Annotated in this window: 19 protein-coding genes and 2 pseudogenes; 15 read left to right on the top strand and 6 right to left on the bottom strand. The window is 41.8% G+C overall.

Annotated elements, in window-relative coordinates:
- Positions 1-90: 90 nt before the first annotated feature.
- Positions 91-1,044, top strand: coding sequence for a DMT family transporter (locus tag LG307_RS04325; RefSeq protein WP_404448471.1), 954 nt, complete (start codon positions 91-93; stop codon positions 1,042-1,044).
- A 29-nt stretch (positions 1,045-1,073) separates the two neighbouring features.
- On the opposite strand, the gene LG307_RS04330 is transcribed toward LG307_RS04325, so the two are convergent.
- Positions 1,074-1,223: a BH0509 family protein gene (locus LG307_RS04330; RefSeq protein WP_404448473.1), complete on the bottom strand. Its 150-nt coding sequence runs from the start codon at positions 1,221-1,223 to the stop codon at positions 1,074-1,076.
- A 587-nt stretch (positions 1,224-1,810) separates the two neighbouring features.
- Here LG307_RS04330 and LG307_RS04335 point away from each other — a divergent pair.
- The 3 genes and pseudogenes from LG307_RS04335 (at position 1,811) to LG307_RS04345 (ending at position 3,146) form a co-directional block, all read left to right on the top strand.
- A pseudogene (locus LG307_RS04335) lies at positions 1,811-2,353 on the top strand (sigma-70 family RNA polymerase sigma factor).
- Positions 2,338-2,520 carry a hypothetical protein gene (locus LG307_RS04340; RefSeq protein WP_404448474.1) on the top strand — a complete coding sequence of 61 codons (183 nt, stop codon included), beginning with the start codon at positions 2,338-2,340 and terminating at the stop codon, positions 2,518-2,520. The pseudogene LG307_RS04335 and the gene LG307_RS04340 overlap by 16 nt, the downstream one beginning before the upstream one ends.
- A 41-nt stretch (positions 2,521-2,561) precedes the next feature.
- The gene (locus tag LG307_RS04345) at positions 2,562-3,146 is read left to right on the top strand and encodes a hypothetical protein (RefSeq protein WP_404448475.1); all 585 of its coding nucleotides are present in this window, start codon (positions 2,562-2,564) and stop codon (positions 3,144-3,146) included.
- A 225-nt stretch (positions 3,147-3,371) separates the two neighbouring features.
- Here LG307_RS04345 and LG307_RS04350 read toward each other — a convergent pair.
- Positions 3,372-4,619: pseudogene (locus LG307_RS04350) on the bottom strand (MFS transporter); the annotation flags it as partial.
- A gap of 66 nt (positions 4,620-4,685) precedes the next feature.
- Here LG307_RS04350 and LG307_RS04355 point away from each other — a divergent pair.
- The 11 genes from LG307_RS04355 to anmK all read left to right on the top strand — a co-directional run bounded on the left by LG307_RS04355 (position 4,686) and on the right by anmK (position 15,596).
- On the top strand, positions 4,686-5,066 hold the full coding sequence (locus LG307_RS04355; protein WP_088017243.1) for an OsmC family protein: 381 nt from the start codon (positions 4,686-4,688) through the stop codon (positions 5,064-5,066).
- Between the two features lie 214 nt (positions 5,067-5,280).
- Positions 5,281-6,027 carry a type I methionyl aminopeptidase gene (map, locus tag LG307_RS04360; RefSeq protein WP_404448477.1) on the top strand — a complete coding sequence of 249 codons (747 nt, stop codon included), beginning with the start codon at positions 5,281-5,283 and terminating at the stop codon, positions 6,025-6,027.
- 15 nt (positions 6,028-6,042) lie between these two features.
- A complete protein-coding gene (locus LG307_RS04365) occupies positions 6,043-6,708 on the top strand; it encodes a hypothetical protein (protein WP_404448479.1) in 666 nt (221 codons plus the stop codon).
- A 199-nt stretch (positions 6,709-6,907) separates the two neighbouring features.
- Positions 6,908-7,903 carry an N-acetylglucosamine kinase gene (locus LG307_RS04370; RefSeq protein WP_404448481.1) on the top strand — a complete coding sequence of 332 codons (996 nt, stop codon included), beginning with the start codon at positions 6,908-6,910 and terminating at the stop codon, positions 7,901-7,903.
- Positions 7,904-7,909: 6 nt separating this feature from the next.
- On the top strand, positions 7,910-8,761 hold the full coding sequence (locus tag LG307_RS04375; RefSeq protein WP_404448482.1) for a MurR/RpiR family transcriptional regulator: 852 nt from the start codon (positions 7,910-7,912) through the stop codon (positions 8,759-8,761).
- 31 nt (positions 8,762-8,792) lie between these two features.
- The gene (gene murQ, locus LG307_RS04380) at positions 8,793-9,704 is read left to right on the top strand and encodes an N-acetylmuramic acid 6-phosphate etherase (protein WP_404450375.1); all 912 of its coding nucleotides are present in this window, start codon (positions 8,793-8,795) and stop codon (positions 9,702-9,704) included.
- A 78-nt stretch (positions 9,705-9,782) separates the two neighbouring features.
- The gene (locus LG307_RS04385; protein ID WP_404448484.1) at positions 9,783-10,892 is read left to right on the top strand and encodes an ABC transporter ATP-binding protein; all 1,110 of its coding nucleotides are present in this window, start codon (positions 9,783-9,785) and stop codon (positions 10,890-10,892) included.
- A 49-nt stretch (positions 10,893-10,941) separates the two neighbouring features.
- Entirely contained in the window at positions 10,942-11,616 is a 675-nt protein-coding gene (locus LG307_RS04390; RefSeq protein ID WP_404448485.1) for a hypothetical protein, read from the top strand.
- Between the two features lie 9 nt (positions 11,617-11,625).
- The gene (locus LG307_RS04395; RefSeq protein WP_404448487.1) at positions 11,626-12,786 is read left to right on the top strand and encodes an exo-beta-N-acetylmuramidase NamZ domain-containing protein; all 1,161 of its coding nucleotides are present in this window, start codon (positions 11,626-11,628) and stop codon (positions 12,784-12,786) included.
- 16 nt (positions 12,787-12,802) lie between these two features.
- A complete protein-coding gene (gene nagZ / locus LG307_RS04400) occupies positions 12,803-14,407 on the top strand; it encodes a beta-N-acetylhexosaminidase (protein ID WP_404448488.1) in 1,605 nt (534 codons plus the stop codon).
- 1 nt (position 14,408) lies between these two features.
- A complete protein-coding gene (gene anmK / locus LG307_RS04405) occupies positions 14,409-15,596 on the top strand; it encodes an anhydro-N-acetylmuramic acid kinase AnmK (RefSeq protein ID WP_404448490.1) in 1,188 nt (395 codons plus the stop codon).
- Positions 15,597-15,639: 43 nt separating this feature from the next.
- On the opposite strand, the gene LG307_RS04410 is transcribed toward anmK, so the two are convergent.
- The 4 genes from LG307_RS04410 to LG307_RS04425 form a co-directional block, all read right to left on the bottom strand.
- A complete protein-coding gene (locus LG307_RS04410; protein WP_404448492.1) occupies positions 15,640-16,980 on the bottom strand; it encodes a (Fe-S)-binding protein in 1,341 nt (446 codons plus the stop codon).
- A complete protein-coding gene (glcD, locus tag LG307_RS04415; RefSeq protein WP_404448493.1) occupies positions 16,977-18,389 on the bottom strand; it encodes a glycolate oxidase subunit GlcD in 1,413 nt (470 codons plus the stop codon). The genes LG307_RS04410 and glcD overlap by 4 nt, the downstream gene beginning before the upstream one ends.
- A 94-nt stretch (positions 18,390-18,483) precedes the next feature.
- The gene (locus LG307_RS04420) at positions 18,484-19,605 is read right to left on the bottom strand and encodes a CdaR family transcriptional regulator (RefSeq protein WP_404448495.1); all 1,122 of its coding nucleotides are present in this window, start codon (positions 19,603-19,605) and stop codon (positions 18,484-18,486) included.
- 91 nt (positions 19,606-19,696) lie between these two features.
- Entirely contained in the window at positions 19,697-20,116 is a 420-nt protein-coding gene (locus LG307_RS04425; RefSeq protein ID WP_404448497.1) for a pyridoxamine 5'-phosphate oxidase family protein, read from the bottom strand.
- Between the last annotated feature and the right edge of the window lie 409 nt (positions 20,117-20,525).

The following is a 20,525-nucleotide window of genomic DNA, read 5'->3' on the forward strand; positions in this document are numbered from 1 at the left end:
TATCCAGTATTTTTTCTTTTCCAAGACTATACAGTATGTAGGGTAGGATTTTTCTGTGTATAATGTTGCTTGGAGAGAAGGTGAATAGCCGTGAAGGCTGAAAGATTTTTTACAAGCAAACTTGGTATTATTGCAGCGGCGATGCTTGCAACATTTTTGTGGGGAAGTGCGTTTCCTGCAATTAAGCTGAGTTACACTGCTTTAAATATAGGAACGAATGAGTATGATAAACAGCTTTTGTTTGCTGGTTATCGTTTTTTTCTCGCCGGTGTGATGATCTTTCTATTTTTTACCCTATTTAGACAATCGCTAAAACTGAGAAGAACGACAATCGTTCCATTAGTACAGCTAGGGTTTGTGCAGACATTCATACAGTATTTATTGTTTTACTTCGGTTTAAGTTATTCTACAGGCATGCAAGGGGCGGTAATTGCGGGGACGGCCTCATTTTTTCAAATTCTATTTGCTCATTTTTTATATGCAGATGATTCCTTATCTGTGCGGAAATGGCTCGGCATTGCTCTTGGCTTTGGCGGGGTGTTGATGGTCAACTTGCCTAAAGCGGGAGATGGCCTTCAGTTTGGTATAGGGGAATTACTGCTGTTGCTGGCAATGATGGCTTCTGCTTATGGAAATATCATGGCAAAAGAGCGAGCAGCTACCATGGATATATCCTATTTAACGGCCTATCAAATGTTGTTCGGGTCTGTAGGGTTAATTGTCGTTGGTGGGTTTGGGGCAGGATTCTTCCCATTCGACTTTGATGGATATACTGTATTGCTCGTGGTGTATCTCGCATTTTTATCCGCGGCGGGCTTTATATTATGGAACAACGTGATGAAGTATAACAAGGTTGGTAAGGTGTCGATGTACCTGTTCCTTGTTCCAGTCTTCGGTGTGTTGTTATCTGGGGCGTTTCTAGATGAGGTTATGCACTATTCCATCCTTATCGGTTTAATGCTTGTCGTAGTAGGGATCATTATCGTTAATGGTCAGAAAACAAAAGATGAAGCATCAAAAGAAAAACTGCAATCCTCCGCTTAATGTGGGAGGATTGCAGTTTTTTCGTTTGTTTAGAGGCTTTGCTGAATCATCATTTGCTCGTACACGTTATTGTACAGGTGCTCGATGTCCGCATCCGTCATAAAAACCAGTGACTCACGATCGGCTTTCTTCATCACTTCAATAAAATTAATCATGTTCTTACGTTCCTGTCTGCTCATATTCTTTTTCCTCCTTTGTATTAGTACAGTGTTTATTTAATTAATGTTATTATATAACAGAATATTTAGAAATGGAACAACTTTTTGAAATTTTTTTTAAAAAAGGGTCAGACCCCTTTGTGTCGCGGTAATGAGGTGATGTAATAAAGAATACACTTGTATAAAAACCATTATAAATGTTGGTGTTGTGGTAGAATTAAACATAAATAGAATCTTTTGAGGGTTTGGTGAAAAGGGAAAAAAGGTGGCTGAAAATGTTTTTCAAGAAGACTTGTTATTTTTGTAAGAAAAAAGTAAGAACTTATTTTGTTTACAAAGAGAGAAACAAAAAGATTTACTGTTGTTCCCTTTGCAAAACCTATGCTGGTAGAAGAGCGTTTGTACCATATAAATAAATGTATCTTCTCTATTCCTCTTCTAGTGTTTTTAGAGTAGTGGATCAAAAACACCGGTTAAGCTCTTATTAAAGAGGTCAACCGGTGTTTTATTTTATATTGAAACAAGTATTGAAACTAGTTTTACAAAATAAGAAACTCCCTCATACTCAGCGTCGTCTATAATGGGAAGGGAGGGGGAATATGGAAAATATGGCGGAAAGTAAGAAAGATTATTCAAAAGAAAATTTACTGGAAGATCTAATAGATGATTACGGAACAGAATTGAAACGTATAGCATTTCTCTACGTAAAAGACCAGGCACTTGCCGAGGATATAATACAGGAGGTTTTTATCAGTTGCTATCATCACCTAGATTCCTTTCGGGAAGAGAGTTCCTATAAAACTTGGTTAATTAGGATAACAGTTAATAAGTCTAAAGATGCATTGAAGTGATGGAGTTTTCGCAATTTCATTTTTAAAGCGGATGTAGAGTTTCAGATCTTTGATACGAATACACCTGAATCCGATATGGTCTCGGAAATGGAAAAGAAAGAGCTCATTCAAGAAGTATTGAAACTTCCAATCAAGCTCCGTGAGGTTATTATTTTATTTTATTACAAGGATTTATCTGTAGGGGAAATTGGGGATGTCCTCCAACTGAATGAAAATACAATTAAGTCCAGGCTTTTCAGAGCACGTGAAAAGTTAAAAGTTAAGCTGGAAGGGAGTGAGAACACATGGGGGAAAATTTGAATAATCTAAACGAATTGAATAAGGATATGGATCGGATGCTTCTGGCTGAAATCACCGTATCCCCTGGTGAGAAAAATAAAATACTCCAAAGTATTCAAGGAAAGAAAAAGAGAAATTCTCTAAGGTATTATGCTGCCCTTGTTACTGCAGCGGCCTTGTCTGTCTGATCATCCTTTCTCAGCTGGACTTCTTGAAAAGTGAACCCGGAATGTCCGATGACTCTACTCCATTGGTTGTACCGGATGAAGAGAAATCTCCAGAATCACCTGAAGTGGAAGAGGAAACTCCTGAAGTGCCAGAAGAGAAAGAAGAGGAGACAGTAGTTCCTGAAGAGGAGATTCCGGGCTTGGTGGACAACTTGATGGAGGAAATTATCCAAACCTACTATGACTTAGGAAAAGAGTTTAATTGGGATAATATTAATGGCAATCCTGCAGATTTTGAAGTACTGAAACCAGAATTGAGAAAATATGCGTCTGAAATAATGACACAAGGGCATCTGAAAGAGATCACTCCATTTTTCTACACCCCAAGAGATGGCACCTTTATCCCGTCTAGGAATTTTGACATTCGATATACGATTTTGGAGAAGAATACGCCTAATAAAATTGTCATTTCCACAATTGGTCTTGAGGATTATATCAGTCCACCAGAGACAGTGTATTATACTCTAATTAAAGAAGATGATAAATGGGTATTGGACGACTGGAAAAGGGTGGGGGTTGAAGAGGAACCACTTCCATATCACGTTGGAGGAATTGAAGGCTTCCAGGGAATTATCATGGGGAAGTGACTTCGAATTTCTTGAAGAAGTTACACATAATGGGGAGAAGATTTATGTGTATAAATTAAAAAATGGTCCAGCTGTTGAAGCAGTTTATGCCTCAACAAGTAGTATTATTTATGGACCATTAGAAGAATGGATTCCGGAAGAGTATCGTTAAATATATTTATATCTTTAATTGAAAAAAAGAAAGAAGCGAATCCGTGAGGGGATTCGCTTCTTTCCTATATAGAATTACCCCTTTACCGCAACCAATCCACGTTCTCCAAAAGAATAGGTCAACAAGAATATTACAAACAGCAAAAAGCTAATGATGTGGAAAAAGCTGATGTCGGAAAAGAACTGGATAAAAAGTCCGCCGAAGAAGGGGCCACCCAAACTACCAATACTAAAAGCAATTCCGCACATAAGGTTACCAGTCGGAAGCAGGTTCTTCGGCATCAAATCTGTCATATAGCTGATGCCTAGCGAGAAGGTAGATCCGACAAGCATTCCTGCGATGAAGATGCATACTGCTAACGCGATGAAAGTTCCTTCTAAGAAGCTTGCCGTCACAAAGCTTAAGCATCCCAATGAAAGAATGATCAGTAAGATATTCCGTCGACCATATTTATCGCTCAGTATTCCAAGAGGCAGTTGAAAGACGATACCTCCGATTGCAAAGGATGCAAGTAGAATAGAGACATTTCCAACCTCCATTCCAGTCCGCAAGGCATAGATAGGAAAACTTCCATTTAACGATGCTTCGAGAAAGCCATAGCCTAAAGGCGGTAGGAACGCAATCCATCCGTATTTCCAGGCGTTACGGAACCGTTTGATGGTCTCAAAAAAAGAGTTCACTCCAAGCTCCTGTTCTGGATGTTCGTTTTTCAAGAAGAATAAGAACATCCAGCCTATTAAACAAAGAATGGACGATACGATAAAAGGAAGTGCCTGGTTTATTTCGACCAGTGGCGTCATTAGAGGCCCGGTGGCAAATCCTATTCCAAAAAACACTCCGTATAGTGAAATGTTTCTGCCACGTACATTTTCAGCAGAAAACGATGTGATCCAGGTTTGGGTTGCAAAGTGCAAGGCATGGTCCCCAATTCCTATGAGCAACCGTAAAATAAACCAAAACCAAAAGCTCTGCCACAATGGGAAAAGAGCAAGTGATACAACAACCAAGAAACCGCCCACTAAAATGACAGGGCGATACCCATACTTTCTCAATGGCTGTTCCATAAACGGTGATGCTAGCAATATCCCAATATATAAGGCAGTGGCGTTCAATCCATTCAACGTAGAGGAGACGCCACTATTTTCAAATATGACGGCAATTAAAGGTAACAGCATTCCTTGGCTAAAGCCTGATACTGCGACGATGGATACAAGGATCCAAAAACGAAAACGATTCATAAGATGTAACCTCGAAATTTTAGTATTTTTACCACCCCTAATTTTACATAACTTATGAACATATTGGAATGGATATATGTAGCAGACAAAAAACTGGCAAGATTATTTGCTGTTTTGCTATTCTAAAGATAAGAAGGAGATGACAGCCAAATGGAATTTAAAATGAAAGAAGTCGGATTCACTACCAATCTGGAGTATGGGGAATTGCATGTTGCAGGGGATGAGCAGTATGGATTCCGCCCGTATCAGTTGATGGTATCTTCAATCGCAGTTTGCAGCGGAGGCGTGTTAAAGAGCATCTTAAAGAAAAAGAGATTGGAAATTGAAGATATAGCCATCAAAGCAGATGTTACTCGTAATGAGAAAGAAGCGAACCGAATCGAGAAGATACATATTCATTACACGATAAAAGGAAAAGACTTGGTAGAAAGTAAAATTGAGTCCGCCATCGAACTTGCCAGCAAAAACTGTCCGATGGTTCAATCAGTCAAGGGCAGCATTGAAATTGAAGAGACATTTGAATTGGTGTAACGCACTTTGAAGTGCTATCCGGTAAGATGGATGGTGCTTTTTTTGTTTAGGAGATAATAAAAACTCGGACATTTAGACTTGCTAAACAAATCGATGGTACCCCTTTCCCACCATACACTCCCACACAAGTATTTTCATAAGCTATCTATCATACAAAATCATAAAGGGAAATTTAATAATATATAGAATACAAACAGATAAGGGTGCAATAACAATGATAATTCTAAAATCCGAAAGAGAAATTGAAGCAATGGCAAAGGCGGGAAAACTTTTGGCTGCCTGTCACAAGCGATTGGCGAAGATGATTAGACCCGGTATTACCACCATGCAAATTGATAAGTATGTGGACGCGTTTTTAAAAAAGAACGGGGCTAAATCAGAGCAATACGGTTACAAAGGATATCAGTTTGCCACTTGCGCCTCCATCAATGATGAGATTTGTCACGGCTTCCCGAGAGAGACTCCCCTAAAAAGAGGAGATCTTGTCACGATTGACATGGTAGTGAATCTTAATGGTGCACTAGCTGATTCGGCATGGACCTATGCAGTCGGTGAGGTAAGTGAGGCAGCGAGAAAACTAATGGATGTGACGAAGAACTCCTTATATATTGGAATTGAACAGGCAGTTATCGGAAACCGGCTGGGTGATATCGGCCATGCCATTCAAACATATGTAGAGGAAGAAGGTTACTCGGTTGTCCGTGATTTTACCGGGCACGGCATTGGTAAGAACATTCATGAAGAGCCGCAAGTGTTCCATTTTGGTTCGCCTGGGCGTGGTGTCCGTCTAAAGGAAGGAATGGTTATTACCATTGAACCGATGGTAAACCAAGGCACCTGGCACAGTAAGGTGGATGTAAATAGATGGACGGCGAGGACAGTGGACGGAAAGCTTTCTGCACAATATGAACATACAATCGCCATTACAAAGAATGGGCCGGTTATATTGACAGAGCAATAGAAAGAGGAGATGAAGTTGATAAGAAAATGGAATGATTTAACGGCCTATAAGTGGATAGAAAAAGAAACGGTGAGCGTTGACTTTGAAAACTGGAATGGCGGCAAGGCGTGCAATCTGATCCCAAACCGTTATACCCACTATTGCAAAATCATAAATTCGACTTTTTATCGAGACCGAGGCATTACAGACGAAACGCTTCTGTGGAGTCAGTTTCATCCAAACGAACATGAAATAGAAATTGATCTTGGTGAAGGAATCACTCTCAAGGAGCTTGCTAGTAAGTATGACATCCCTTATGACAAAAAGATCAGCAGTAAATCAATTGAAAGAAAGCTCGGCGGCTGTCCTAGGTATTTGATTTATCCTGATGAAGGTCGTATCAATCTGGATGTACTTAAGGAAATAACCAAGGTATTGGCACCATTCACAAAAGAACAACCATGTTATTTCTTTTATGACATCCTGAAACTAATTGACAGAAATCCTAGTGATGGTTTGGAAAACGGGCAAGTGTATTCAGGCAAACTCGTCGATATATTCACTATATACCACAAAGGGGATAGGGACGGATTGGCATCCCCTACATATTGGTGGCCCGAAGACCGCAGCTGGTGCCTATCCACCGACTATGACCTTGACTTCACGATATTCGGGGGCAGCAAAAGTTATTGGATGCACTAATGTCAAATGAGAATTTGGAGTGTATAGAAGTAGATTTAGACACGCGTGTTGATGACTGAGATTAAAGAGAAAAACCACTCTCCCCGAGTGGTCTTTTATTACCATTTTTGAAATTCAGTTTCAAAATTAAAAATTTTTGTTGACACTAAATATCAGAAAATTTATACTTATCTTAACAAAACGTGTTAGGGGATAAACAATGATTATAGGCATTGATGGGGGCGGCACCAAAACTACAGGAGTTGCAGTAGATAAAGATGGATCTCTTCTTGCCTTTCATACGGTAGGGCCTTCTAACCCGAATAGTTCGACCTACGAAACAATTCGTTCTGAAATAAATGATTTGTTTCTAGTTTTAACAAAAGGGAAAGCGCTTACAAGTGGAGATGTCGTTTTTGCCGGTGTATCTGGTGTAGAAAGTGGCGGAAAAAAAGAGTGGTTTATCGATTTATTGAGAGAATTCACTGGACCACTTGCCAAAATTTCCGTTGATAATGATGCTGTGACGGCCCTTTATTCCGAAACGAAAGGTGAACCAGGAATTGTATGTATCAGCGGAACGGGATCTATAGTCTTTGGTATCAATGACAGGCTAAAACGTGACCGTGTCGGGGGCTGGGGTTTCCTGATTGGAGATGGGTATAGTGGATTTGCCGTAGGAAAAAAAGCATTGGAGCATACTTTTATGGAGTATGATTACGGCGAGCCAACTGGAGAGATGGCGATTCAAATTCTTCAACATTTTAAAGTAGGGGCTGTACCTGAATTAATCCCCATCATATATGAGTTGGGAAAAAGCAGGGACCGGGTGGCTTCCATCGCAAAAATTGTGATAGAGCTTTCGAATGCAGGAGATGAAAGAGCTATTGGATTTCTACATGAAATAGCAGATTCCATGATGAAAGACATTACCTTATTATTTCATAAATTGTATGAGAACCAAGGGAACTACACGAAAATACCTATCGTCCTAACAGGCGGAATCAATCAGCATGCCAAAGTGATAAATAATTATTTGAAAGAAAAAGGCTTGAACGAGCGTTCGCCGTTTTCTTTCAAGCTAGCAGCCCAGCATCCTGTGGCAGGCGCTATATACGCTGCCCATAAGGAAATGGGGAAAGACATCACGCCATCTTTTGTGAAAAGGTTGGAAGAAGAGTTAACAACATGGATGAAAACGGACATAAAAGGATGATAGAAAATGAATGGTGGACTACTACGCTTACGAGAAGCATTATCGACAATCAATCCTGCAGAGAAAAATGCCGCAACCTTTATACTGGAACACCCAGAGGAAGTTTGTAGATTATCAGTGAAAGAACTAGCCGATAAAAGCAATTCCAGTCAAGCTGCCATTATCAGGCTCTGTAAAAAAATTGGCCTCGACGGATACAAAGAATTAAAGCTCCGTATCGCCGGAGATGTTACGACTATCTCGTCCAACACCCAAGAAGCGTATCATGAATTTAAATATAATGCTGATATTCCGACATTCATGAAAACCATTACTGAAAACAACATCAAATCTTTACGCGACACGTTGGAATTACTTGATAAAGAAGAAGTAAGCAGAGCCGTTCAGTTATTGCACCAAGCACACAGAATAGATTTTTACGGAGTGGCGGCATCCCAACTGATTGCCCAGGATGCGCAGCAGAAATTCATGCGTATTAATAAACTGTGTACTGCTTACAGTGATTCCCATCTTCAACTAACTTCTGCTACCACGATGGGCAAGGGTGATGTAGCAGTTGGAATATCCTATTCGGGAGAAACAACGCAGACGATTGAAGCTATCCGGGAAGCAAAAAAGGCTGGTGCTATGACAATCGCCATAACCAAATATGGTACCAACACGTTAAAGGAGCTTTCGGATATAACTTTATCCATCTCTTCTATGGAGTCTTCTATCAGAAGCGCAGCAACTTCTTCTAGAATCTCGCAATTGAATGTAATAGACATATTATTCACAGCAGTGGCAGCGATCGACTTTGAGCAATCTGTTGAATATCTGAAAAAATCCAGAGAGACAATCAATAAGACATACAAATAAAAAGAGTGTCATAAAAAAGGTGATGGTGATGATGGGATTAGAAAATTTACAAGATTTAGTGACGGAACAGCAGAATTTGAAGACATTAAAGATAGACCGTAAGTCGACAGAAGAAATCCTCGAAGTCATCAATGAGGAGGACCAAACAGTACCCGTACATATTAAAAGAGAAATTCAAAGCATCGCAGAAGTAGTCGATCAAGTGGTGAAATCCTTTGAAATGGGTGGACGGCTCTTCTATGTTGGCGCAGGGACTTCCGGTAGAATCGGAATCCTGGATGCCTCCGAGTGCCCTCCTACTTTTGGAACTCCATCAGAAATGGTGAAGGCAATCATTGCAGGCGGAGAGACGGCAATTTTCAAAGCGGTGGAGGGTGCAGAAGATAGCGAAGAACTTGGAGCAACCGACATGCACACCAATGGAGTAAGGCTCCATGATGTTGTAATTGGTATCACAGCAAGCGGAAGAGCACCTTATGTAATAGGTGCCCTAAAGGAAGCGAAAAAGATTGGAGCCAATACGGTCTCCTTTACTTGCACAAAGAATTCAGCTCTTAATAAAGTAGCAGATTATAAGATTAATATAGAGGTTGGTCCAGAAGTTATTACCGGATCTACGAGAATGAAAGCAGGCACTACCCAAAAACTGGTTTTGAACATGATTACCACCACTTCAATGGTGAAACTAGGAAAAGTATATAACAACTTAATGGTGGATGTTCAACCGTTAAACAAAAAGTTAGTAGACCGTGCGAAAAGGATTATTCAAAATGTCACCGGCTGTTCGTTGAAAGAAGCTGGCGAGCTCTTTGATCAATCAGAGGGAAATCCGAAGATTGCAATCATTATTTATACTTGCCAAGTCGACAAAAACAAGGCTGCGGAGTTGTTAAAAGACGCAAAGGGATTCGTTTATAAGGCTATAAAGGCTTATAATAAATAAAATTTTTCAAGGGGGAATTGGTTTTGAAAAGGGGTTTAAGTTTAATGATGGTCATGTTGCTTGTTGCAGGTGGAAGAAATGGCAAGTATCATTATGGAGAACATCACAAAAACCTTCGTGGACGAAAAGCGTGGCGGAACCTTCACTGCTGTAAATGGTGCCAGCTTTGAGATAAAAGATAAAGAGTTTCTTGTTTTTGTAGGGCCTTCGGGCTGTGGAAAAACGACATCGCTTCGTATGATAGCAGGTCTTGAAAGACAAACTTCAGGTAATATATATATTGGAGATAAGGTAGTAAATAATATGCATCCAAAGGACAGGGATATCGCAATGGTGTTCCAGGACTATGCGCTTTATCCGCATATGACCATTGAACAGAATTTGGAATTTGGATTAAAGAATATGAAAACATCTAAAGAAGAGATTAAAAAGAAGGTTCAATATGCTTCCAGAATACTTGGACTTGATGAGATGCTTGATCGAAAACCAAAAGAGTTGAGCGGGGGCCAACGACAACGTGTGGCTGTTGGAAGGGCGATTGTCCGTGACCCGAAAGTATTCCTTTTTGATGAACCTCTATCCAACTTGGATGCCAAGTTACGTGTGCAAATGCGTATCGAGTTAGCAGAACTGCATCAGAGATTAGGTGCAACAATTGTATATGTTACACATGACCAGGTAGAAGCAATGACGCTTGGAGAACGGATTGTTGTGATGAACAAAGGGGAAGTGCAACAGATCGCATCACCAAGAGATTTATATCGTAATCCGGCAAACATGTTTGTTGCTGGATTCATCGGTTCACCACCAATGAACTTTTTTGATGCAGTACTTGAAACGGCCTCTACATTAAGAATCGGTGATATTACCTTCACTATTCCAGAAGGGCTTGTCAAACAATATACAGATTATATTGGGAAAGAAGTAATCCTTGGTTTACGACCGGAAGATATCTACGATGAAGAGTTCGCGTTCACCGTACCAACCAATAACAAAACGGCCATAAAGGTAAAGGCGATGGAGCATTTAGGCGGAGAAAACCTTGTGTATTTCTCGATTGGGGACCGAATGATTACGGCGAAAGTACATGGTGAGAGTTTTGTCCGTCCTGGGGAAGCGAAAAACTATGTATTCAACTTAGATAAAATGCATCTGTTTGATCCTGCAACAGAGAAAAGAATATTTTAATAGGCCATAACGATTGCAACCAAGAAAAGATTTTAAAGGAGAGAGTGTAATGGATGGATTAACACAAATTATAAGAGTCACAGGGAGAGAATATTACAAACATATAGTTTCTATGGTCATGATCAGCCTTATAATGGTGACGGTACTTAGTCCATCCTTCTTTCTTATTAAACTGCCTTTTTCTATTGTATACGTCATGATTGTAATTGGTCCTATGTTTGTGGGGGCTGCATGGGCGGTTCAACAGTTATTACTTGATAGAAGCACATCAGTCATCAAGAGTTTCTTTCAGGGGGTAAAACGATACTTTCTTCCAAGTATCGGATATAGCTTATTTTTATCCTTCTTTGTCATCATCATTGCTGCTTCCTGGTGGCATTATAATCAAGTTGGCGGAACCTTTGCCTTTGCATTAGCATGCTTTCAGACTTATTTCTGCGGCATGGTTTTCTTAAGTCAGATCTATACCGTTCCTTTGTTAGTGAAATTTGAGTATTCACTGAAGGATAGTATTTTCACCAGTGTAAAGCTGTTGGTGAAAAATCCTTTGTATACCATTCTATCGTTCTTCCAAATCTTATCGGTCTTTGCTTTGTTGATATTAACCGTCGTTGGCCTTTTCATTATTTTCCCTGCTCTTGCGACACTATTCAATAATATCGTGACAAGTACCGTCATTTCTACAGAAGAAAACATCGATAGTTGGGAAACGGCAAATATTTAGGAGGGAAACATGGCCAAAGTCTTATATGGCATCGACCGTTTTATGGATGAAAAACCAGTCATGTGGAGTGGGAAACGAATTGCGCTTGTTACCAACCAGACAGGAATCACTTCTGATTTCCGCTCTACTATTGATGTGTTGAAGGATATGGAGGGAGTCTCTCTGCATAAACTCTTTGCTTGTGAACATGGAGTAAGAGGAGATGTTCAGGCAGGTGTGCATGTAGAAGATTTTATCGATGAAAAAACAGCATTGCCAGTTTTTAGCTTATATGGTCCATCCAAAAAGGTATCTACAGAGTTGTTGGAAGATGTAGATGCCGTTTTTTTTGATATTCAGGATGTTGGAGTCAGATTTTATACATACTTAGCGACAGTAAAGTACATCATGAAGGCTTGTCAGCAGACTGGGACGGCATTTGTGGTAATGGATCGTCCCAATCCCATTGCGCCGCTTACGTCAGGAAATATCTTGGAACCTGAGTTTGTTTCTTTTGTCGGTCCTTATTCCTTGCCGGTTTGTATTGGGTTGACGATAGGGGAATATGCAAGGCTGATACAAAAGGAGTTATACCCTGAGGTTGAGTTGCATGTCTATGAGGTGAAAAATTGGGAGCGGAGCATGTGGGGCGATCAATGGCAGCAGCAATGGATCCCGCCTTCCCCAAACATCCCGCACTTCTCGTCCACTTTGTGCTATCCCGTTACGTGCTTTATCGAAGGGACGAACCTTTCGGAAGGCAGAGGTACAACCAAACCTTTTGAATGGATTGGTGCGCCATGGTTTAAGCCGGAAGAGATGATTAAGCATTTTGCTGGTAAAAACATGGAAGGTGTGGAGCTTATTCCCGCTTATTTTACACCAAACATGAGTAAGCATGTCGGTGACCTTTGTAAGGGAGTTCAACTTTTGATTACGGATCGGCAATCTATCCAAGTATCCCAAGCATCCTATGAATTCTTGCATTCTATTTTTTCTGTCCATGAAGAGGCAGAATGGCTAAAACCTTTCAAAGAAGGCATGCACCCTTTTGCCGACCTTTTATGGGGAACGGAAAAAGTCAGGATGGGAATCGACTCTCGTTTGCCTTATGCAGCGGTAGCAGAAGGCTGGGACAAAGAATTAGATAACTGGCAGAAGCGGATAGATTCCATATTACTATATAACTGATAGAGGAGGACTTAGAATGAAGACAATTCACAAGATGACATTGCGGGAAAAAGTAGGTCAATTGTTTGTTGCGGGCTTTCACGGTACTTTACCTTCTGAAGAGATAGTGAAATTAATAAAAGACTATCATATTAGCGGCGTCATTTATTTTGCAAGAAATGTGGAAGATCCTAAACAGGTTCATGCGCTTACAAAAGGGTTACAAAAAGCTGCCAATGATGCGGGAGCAGCTCCACTTTTCATTTCCATTGACCAGGAGGGAGGAATGGTTGCCCGCATAACAGAGGGTGTGACATTAAGTCCTGGGAACATGGCATTGGCAGCTGGGAATAATGAGGAGATGGTCTACCAGCTAGGAAAAGTAGTGGGGACGGAACTCCGCTTGCTTGGGATAAACATGAATTATGCCCCGTGCATCGATGTGAACAACAATCCTCTGAACCCTGTCATCGGTGTTCGTTCTTATGGGGAAAGTGCAGAGAATGTTGCGAAGCTTGGTGTTCAAAGTGTGAAAGGATTGCAGGATGCCAATGTATCTGCCGTTGTAAAACACTTTCCAGGTCACGGAGATACTAGTGTGGACTCTCATTTAGATCTTCCTGTGGTTGATCATGATTTAAAGAGATTGAAAGAGTTGGAACTGGTTCCTTTTTACGAAGCGTTTAAACATGGAGCGGATGCGGTCATGGTCGCGCACGTGGCATTCCCTTCCATAGATCCAGAGAAAGTTCCTTCGACGTTATCTCGTAAGGTCGTAATGGAGTTATTACGTGGAGAAATGGGATATGATGGTGTGGTTGTGACAGATTGCATGGAAATGAATGCAATCATTGATTCCTATGGCATGGAGGAGGCCGCTATTCTAGCAGTGGAGGCGGGAATCGATCAGGTCCTGATCAGTCATACATTTGAACGCCAGACAAGGGCGATAGAAGCGGTAATAAAAGCAGTAGAATCGGGCCGCATTTCAATGCAGCATATCGATGCAGCGGTGGAGAGGGTACTTAAATTGAAGGCAGTGCGTAATCTTCAAGAAGACATCCCTGAATGGACGGATTGTAAAAGGGAAATCGGCTCTGCCAAACATAAAGAACTAGCCCAACAGGCCAGTGAAGCAAGCATCACACTGGTTAGGGGAAGTGAGGGGGTTATTCCACTTCAACCTGAAGAAAAAATCCTGCTGATATCTGTAGGCCCTGATGTTACCTCAGGCGCAGATGAGACATTATATTCAAAGGTCACCATCGGTAGCTTTTTGGTGGATAAGTTGCCAAATTTAACAGAAGTCATCGTTTCTGTCACTCCAGAGCAAGAAGAGGTAGAAAAGTTAATTCTAGCAGCTTCCGGTGTGGAAAAAATTCTGGTGGCGACATATCAAGCCGTTCAGCATGATTCTCAGGCGGATCTTGTTCGAAGACTTGTTACGAAATATGGGGATAAAGTAGGCGTCATTGCGTTGAGAAGTCCATATGATGTGGATAAGTTCCAAGAGGTATCCACCTATATCCTTACTTATGAAAGCAGAAAGCTTGCCCTTCAGTCGGTCAGCAAATACCTTTTGGGGGACATAGAAGCAAAAGGGAAACAGCCTATCACACTTGGAACAGCAAGGGTAAATTAACATGCTTCAAAAACTAATAAACGTTACAAGTAAACCAGAACGGATTGGAATTGGAATTATGTCTGGAACGTCTGTAGATGGTGTGGATGTTGCTATCATTTCTGTGAAAGGCAGTGGTGATAAGCTGAGTTACCAACAACTTGCCTTTGATACGGTGGATATTCCTCAAGACATGAGAGAGAAGATTTTTGAACAGTTTAGTCCTGTTGAGAGCTCTGTGGATAAACTGTGTAGTCTTAATTTTGAACTCGGGCAACTTTTTGCTGCAGCCGCCCGCTCGGTTGTGAAAAAAGCAGGACTGCGCACGGAAGATATTGACTTCATCGGGTCTCATGGTCAAACGATTTATCATATTCCTGTGGATCAGAGTGATGTGGGCTTAGTAAAATCGACCATGCAGATTGGAGAAGCATCTGTTCTAGCTGAGATCTTTCAATGCCCTGTTGTATCAGATTTCAGGGTCCGCGATATGGCGGCTGGTGGAGAAGGTGCACCATTGGTTCCTTATGTTGATCATTTACTTTTTCAATCGGATACAGAGAATATCGCCTTGCAGAACATCGGTGGAATTGGAAATGTAACATACTTGCCTAAAGCTGGGTCTGCTTCTGATGTGATTGCGTTTGATACGGGGCCGGGTAATATGATTATGGATGAAGCGATGAATATTCTAACAAATGGTCAATTTCTTTTTGATAATAATGGAGAGCTGGCGGCAAAAGGTACGGTCCATCAAGTCATCTTGGATGAACTGATGAACCACCCCTATTTGGGACTCCCGATACCTAAAAGTACGGGGAGGGAGTTGTTCGGGGCTGCCTATACTAGGAAGCTAGTCGATAAAATGCTTGGGATGGGACTTTCTTCCGAAGACATTTTGGCAACGGTCACGATGTATACATCTATGACTATTGTAGATCAATTAGAACGATTTCTGCCTAGTGATGGTGGAGTAGACACGCTTGTTGTGAGTGGCGGAGGGGCTTATAATGCTACCCTTCTTGGTTTCTTGAAGGAGTTAGGTGGGTTTGTGGTGAAGACTCAAGAAGATTTGGGGTTTTCCAGCGAGTCTAAAGAGGCGGTGGCATTTGCTTTGTTGGCAAATGAGACGTTGTTCGGTGTGCCGAATAATGTACCTACTGCTACAGGTGCGGCCAAACAGGTGGTGCTTGGGAAGTTAACGATATAAAAACAAGAAAAAAGCAGTCGTGGCTGCTTTTTCTTGTTTTCTGCTATTTAGTGTCTTGTGTATTACCCTCCAACCCCTCTAATAAGAAGTCAGCTATATGAACGGCTCTTAGCACTCCGGTCAATCCTTCTCGCTCAATCCCAAGCTTCATCTGCAACAGACATCCAGGATTTGCGGTCACGATGGTTGTCGCCATACTCTCGGCAACCTTCTCCATTTTATGGTCCAGTATCTGCATCGACATTTCGGACTCAACGATGTTGTAGATTCCCGCTGAGCCGCAGCAACGGTCAGCATCTTTCATCTCATAAAAGTCTGCCCCACCCACTGCTTGCAATAACATCCTTGGCTGAAGAAAGGTGCCCTGTACATTGCGCAGGTGGCAGGAGTCCTGATAGGTAACCCGTTGTGGCCGCACCGATAAATCTTTCTCATGAAACTTCAATTCGACCAAAATGGCGGACATATCTTTGATTTTCTTTTTAAAAGAAAGGGCCCGATCTGACCACTCGGGATCATCCTTCAGCAGATGGTCATAGTCCACAAGAAAGGCACCGCAGCCACCGGCATTGGTGATGATATAGTCAACTTCCAGGTCTTCAAACGCTGCAATGTTCCGTTTTGCAAGCTCCTTGCCTTTCTCCTTTTCCCCGCTATGGCCATGAAGCGCCCCACAGCAATTCTGCGCCTTTGGTATGACAATTTCACAGCCTGCATGCTGGAGCAGCTTCATCGTGGCATCATTTGTCTGAAGAAACATCGTATCCATCAGGCACCCGGAGAAGAAGGCTACTCTCTTTTTCTGGGTATGGAGAGCAGGTAGATGTATAGGGCGATTTTTCATTTCCTTCATGCTGGGAACTTTCGGGAGCACCCGTTCCATGCTTGTCATGCTGTCAGGTAACAATCTCAGCAAACCGGTATGATGAACGGCACTTTGGAGTCCGGAACGCTGATAGATTCCGAGAAAGTTTGTCATCATTCGCATGCGGTTTTGGTGTGGAAACAGCCCTTCAAATACGGTTTTTCGTAAAACACGAACGGGAAGCGAGTGCTTTTTATTCTGATTGATGATGTCACGTGCCTCCTCAAGCAAGTGACCATACTTTACGCCTGAAGGGCAAACAGGTTCGCAAGCCCTGCAGCCCAGACATAGGTCAAGGGTGCGTTCCACATCTTCATCCGGTTCGATCACTCCATCTACCACCGCCTTCATCAAGGCAATTCGGCCGCGTGGGGAATGAGATTCTTTAAAACCAGACTCTACATAGGTAGGACAGGAAGGAAGGCAGAAGCCGCAGCGCATACAGTTCAGCAGTTCATCCTCATCCATGCGGGTTTTGAATTCGTCTTGAATGGCTTGTTTTTCTTTTACGGAAGTCATCTGGAAACCACCACCCGTTTTCTCGTTTCCTTTGCAAATACTTTGCCGGGATTCATGATGTTGTGCGGATCAAATGCCAGTTTAATAGCTTTCATGGCTGCTATACCTTCTGCCCCTAGCTTCCACTCCAAGTAAGGTGCCTTCATGATTCCAACACCATGCTCGCCAGTGATGGTTCCGCCAAGTTCAATTGCCTTAGCAAAAATGTCTTCGAAGGCCGCTTCGACCCGCTCCATTTCTTCGTGGTCACGAGCGTCAGTCGCTACTGTAGGGTGAAGGTTGCCATCCCCCGCATGACCGAATGTACAGATTTTTACCTGATGCTTTATGGCAATCTCATTGATGGCTTTTACCATCGTGGCAATTTCCGAACGAGGAACCGTTGCGTCCTCAAGTATGGTTGTTGGCTTCAGTCTTGCCAGTGCAGATAAAGCGGAGCGGCGGGCAGTACGTAATGCTTCTGCTTCCACTTCAGATTGTGCCACTTGCACCGAAACAGCCTTTTCTGCCAGACAAATCTCCTGTATTTTTTGCATATCTCTTGCTACCACTTCAAGAGGGCCGTCCTGTTCGATGAGAAGAACTGCCTGCACGTCAGTAGGAAGGCCGATTTTAGCGAAATCCTCCACTACTTCAAGGGTTGGCTGATCTAAAAATTCAAGTGTAGCAGGGATAATCTTATTGGATATGATGGTGGAAACGGTTTTGGCTGCCGCCTCGATATCTTGATAGAGGGCAAGCATCGTTTGTTTCGTTTCCGGCTTGGGCACAAGTTTTAACGTAGCTTCAGTTATGATGCAAAGCGTTCCTTCTGAACCGACAAACAGCCTAGTCAAATCATAACCGGCCACATCCTTCGCAAGCTTGCCGCCCGTCCGGATGATATCACCATTAGGCATGACAGCCTCTAATGCAAGCACATAGTCTCGCGTTACTCCGTATTTCAATCCGCGAAGTCCACCAGAATTTTCGTTAATGTTGCCGCCAATGGTAGATATTTTCATGGAGCTTGGATCTGGCGGATAAAATAAACCTTTCGCCTCTACAGCTTGAATCATATCAAGGGTAACAAGGCCTGGCTGAACAGTGACAGTTAAGTTCTCTACATCCAACTCAAGCAGCTTGTTCATGTGGGTAAACAGGAGGACGATTCCGCCTTCTGTCGGACAGGTTCCCGCGCAAAGGTTGGTGCCAGACCCTCTAGGGACGAGCGGAATACGGTGTTCGTTGCACAGTTTCACAATTTGCGAGACTTCCTCTGTGTTGCGGGGAACGATGATAGCATCAGGCATAGATTGATAGTTTGGTGTGGCATCGTAGGAATAGACCAACTTTTCTGTAGGGCTGTCCTGATAGTTATCCGAGCCGACAATATGGATGAATTGCTTTTTTAAACGTTCACTTATCATAAAAAAACCTCCCAGTCTATAAAATATCTTTTCTCTATTTTATAAGAAGGAAGGGGGGGAACTCTATGTATATTTATCTAAAGTAACAACCAAATCACTGGTGTTTATTTGTAGAATCATCCAAAAGGATACAGGCTAGGTAAAGTGTGGTCAAATCATGAGGTTTTTTCAGCTCTAAACCAGTTAACATCTCCACTTTCCGTAAGCGGTAATGCAATGTATTAATATGGATATGCATGGCTTTGGCCGTCTCTTTCAAGGATAAGTGGTGGGTAAAATAGACCTGGATTGTATCAAATAAATCCTTCTCGGATATGACGGGAGATAGGAGACGTTGAGCAAACTCCTTTTTCACTTTAACAGGGACTGCTTGCAAAATCATTTCAAGGCGAAGGTCTTCTTCAAAGGTAATTGGAACATCCATAGAACAGGCATTCAACGCTCTTTCAGCCTCTTGGTATGAATCTTTCAACGAAGAAAAGCTGCCTGCTTTTCCAATGCCGATAAAAACAGGTGCTCCGATATAGCTTTGGAGTTGAGATCGAATATTGCTCAGCAACTTAAGGAGAGGTTCCCTACCCAAGACTTTATGGTTTGCCAGGAGTAATATCATTCTGTTCTGTCCCCATTGCACAAGGATGTCTTCCTTCTTCAGTTCCACATCCAGTTCGGAAAAATGCCATCTTTTTGTTTTCATGAGAGCTTCATCTGTCTGAAACTCAATTAAAACAACTTTCCTGTTCATTTCCATGTTTACACCTAGCACTTCAGCACGCTTTTGAATGGTTGGGGATGGTCCATCCTTTAATAACCAATCAAACACAAATGTTTCAAGCGATCTTGCTTCCCATTCAAATTGGTCAAGATAGTGGTTTTCTTGGATCAATAGTTCTGTCATTTTCTTAATCAATTCCCCGTAAGGAAGCACTTTTTCTGGCGTTCCGGTAATACCTATCACGCCAACAACTTTTTGCTGATGGAAGAGGGGAAGGGTGATGCCGGCTTTTACACCGGAAAGAACTGTTTCATCATGTTTGGAGATGATGCGCATTCTTTTTTCGGAAGCTGCGAGTAATGCCCCTTCATGATAGGTGCCTAATCTATTAGAATCTGTACTTGCAATGATGATGCCTGACGTATCGACCATAATTAAATCTTCTTCTATAAAATTTTTCACTTCTCGTATGATTTTTTTTGCAAGGGATGTTCTAAGCAAGGTGAGACCTCCTATAAAAAAAGCGGCCTATGAGGAAGGCCCGCTTTCTAGTCGTTATAATTAACTTACCATAAGTATAAGAAGGCTTCTACTACAGTTCCAATACTTCCGCTTCACTGCCTGCCTTCTCATAATACCGAATAACAGAAGGAGTCAGTTTTAGAAGCAAATACTCTTGGTCGTCTGGACTTTTAATCCACTCCGATAATTTTTCATCCCAGAATTTCTTTTTCAATTCTAGACTGTCCTCAAAGCTTGCTTCTGCCTCGATTTCCGCGTAAGGCTCCTTCCAACTTGTACCCTCCATGCCTAGCAGGATATGTACATGTGGGTTTGATTTTATATCTTCAATTTTGTGAGTATGTTCGTTTGTTGCACAGTACAAGACCAACCCTTCATTGAAGAATAGCATGAAGCGAGAGTAAGGGCGGTCTCTTCTTATAGTAGCGAGCGTCCCGATTTTATGGTTGCTGAACATCGAAGTGATCTTGCTTTTCAAGTCGGTAGTCATCGTTATCTTCTACACCTTTCGTTTAAAAAGTTCTCCATGTTAATGTGGCATGTTTGGGGGGATTTTAAACAAAATGGCGATGTGTTTTTTTACGATAAAAAGATGTGGGAGGGGATAAGGTAATGATAAAGATGATTTTGGCATGAACTTCGATATTACACAAAAAAGACTCTGTGCGGTAGGCTGCACAGAGTCCCAAGTCATGTAGGGCTAACTGATCACTTCTAAGTACCAAGAGGTTAAAGCTTTGAACTAAGGAATAAAAAGCTTTATATGTGCACTGTGTAGGTTGAATCACTCCTTCACTTCTAAGTTGATGGTTGCGAGCTTTCATTCCCTCCTTCGTTTTAAGGTATTTATAGTATATAGGCGCAATGTTATAAATATTCTGATTTATTTAATCTTTTTT

The organism is Sutcliffiella horikoshii (assembly GCF_044809035.1).
Lineage (GTDB): Bacteria > Bacillota > Bacilli > Bacillales > Bacillaceae_I > Sutcliffiella_A > Sutcliffiella_A horikoshii_G.

Excerpts from the sequence above, each read along its gene's own strand:
- LG307_RS04330 (WP_404448473.1), bottom strand. The coding sequence starts at position 1,223 with ATGAGCAGACAGGAACGTAAGAACATGATTAATTTTATTGAAGTGATG.
- LG307_RS04340 (WP_404448474.1), top strand. The coding sequence starts at position 2,338 with ATGGGGGAAAATTTGAATAATCTAAACGAATTGAATAAGGATATGGAT.
- LG307_RS04345 (WP_404448475.1), top strand. The coding sequence starts at position 2,562 with ATGTCCGATGACTCTACTCCATTGGTTGTACCGGATGAAGAGAAATCT.
- LG307_RS04355 (WP_088017243.1), top strand. The coding sequence starts at position 4,686 with ATGGAATTTAAAATGAAAGAAGTCGGATTCACTACCAATCTGGAGTAT.
- map (WP_404448477.1), top strand. The coding sequence starts at position 5,281 with ATGATAATTCTAAAATCCGAAAGAGAAATTGAAGCAATGGCAAAGGCG.
- LG307_RS04370 (WP_404448481.1), top strand. The coding sequence starts at position 6,908 with ATGATTATAGGCATTGATGGGGGCGGCACCAAAACTACAGGAGTTGCA.
- LG307_RS04375 (WP_404448482.1), top strand. The coding sequence starts at position 7,910 with ATGAATGGTGGACTACTACGCTTACGAGAAGCATTATCGACAATCAAT.
- murQ (WP_404450375.1), top strand. The coding sequence starts at position 8,793 with ATGGGATTAGAAAATTTACAAGATTTAGTGACGGAACAGCAGAATTTG.
- LG307_RS04385 (WP_404448484.1), top strand. The coding sequence starts at position 9,783 with ATGGCAAGTATCATTATGGAGAACATCACAAAAACCTTCGTGGACGAA.
- LG307_RS04390 (WP_404448485.1), top strand. The coding sequence starts at position 10,942 with ATGGATGGATTAACACAAATTATAAGAGTCACAGGGAGAGAATATTAC.
- LG307_RS04395 (WP_404448487.1), top strand. The coding sequence starts at position 11,626 with ATGGCCAAAGTCTTATATGGCATCGACCGTTTTATGGATGAAAAACCA.
- nagZ (WP_404448488.1), top strand. The coding sequence starts at position 12,803 with ATGAAGACAATTCACAAGATGACATTGCGGGAAAAAGTAGGTCAATTG.
- anmK (WP_404448490.1), top strand. The coding sequence starts at position 14,409 with ATGCTTCAAAAACTAATAAACGTTACAAGTAAACCAGAACGGATTGGA.
- LG307_RS04410 (WP_404448492.1), bottom strand. The coding sequence starts at position 16,980 with ATGACTTCCGTAAAAGAAAAACAAGCCATTCAAGACGAATTCAAAACC.
- glcD (WP_404448493.1), bottom strand. The coding sequence starts at position 18,389 with ATGATAAGTGAACGTTTAAAAAAGCAATTCATCCATATTGTCGGCTCG.
- LG307_RS04425 (WP_404448497.1), bottom strand. The coding sequence starts at position 20,116 with ATGACTACCGACTTGAAAAGCAAGATCACTTCGATGTTCAGCAACCAT.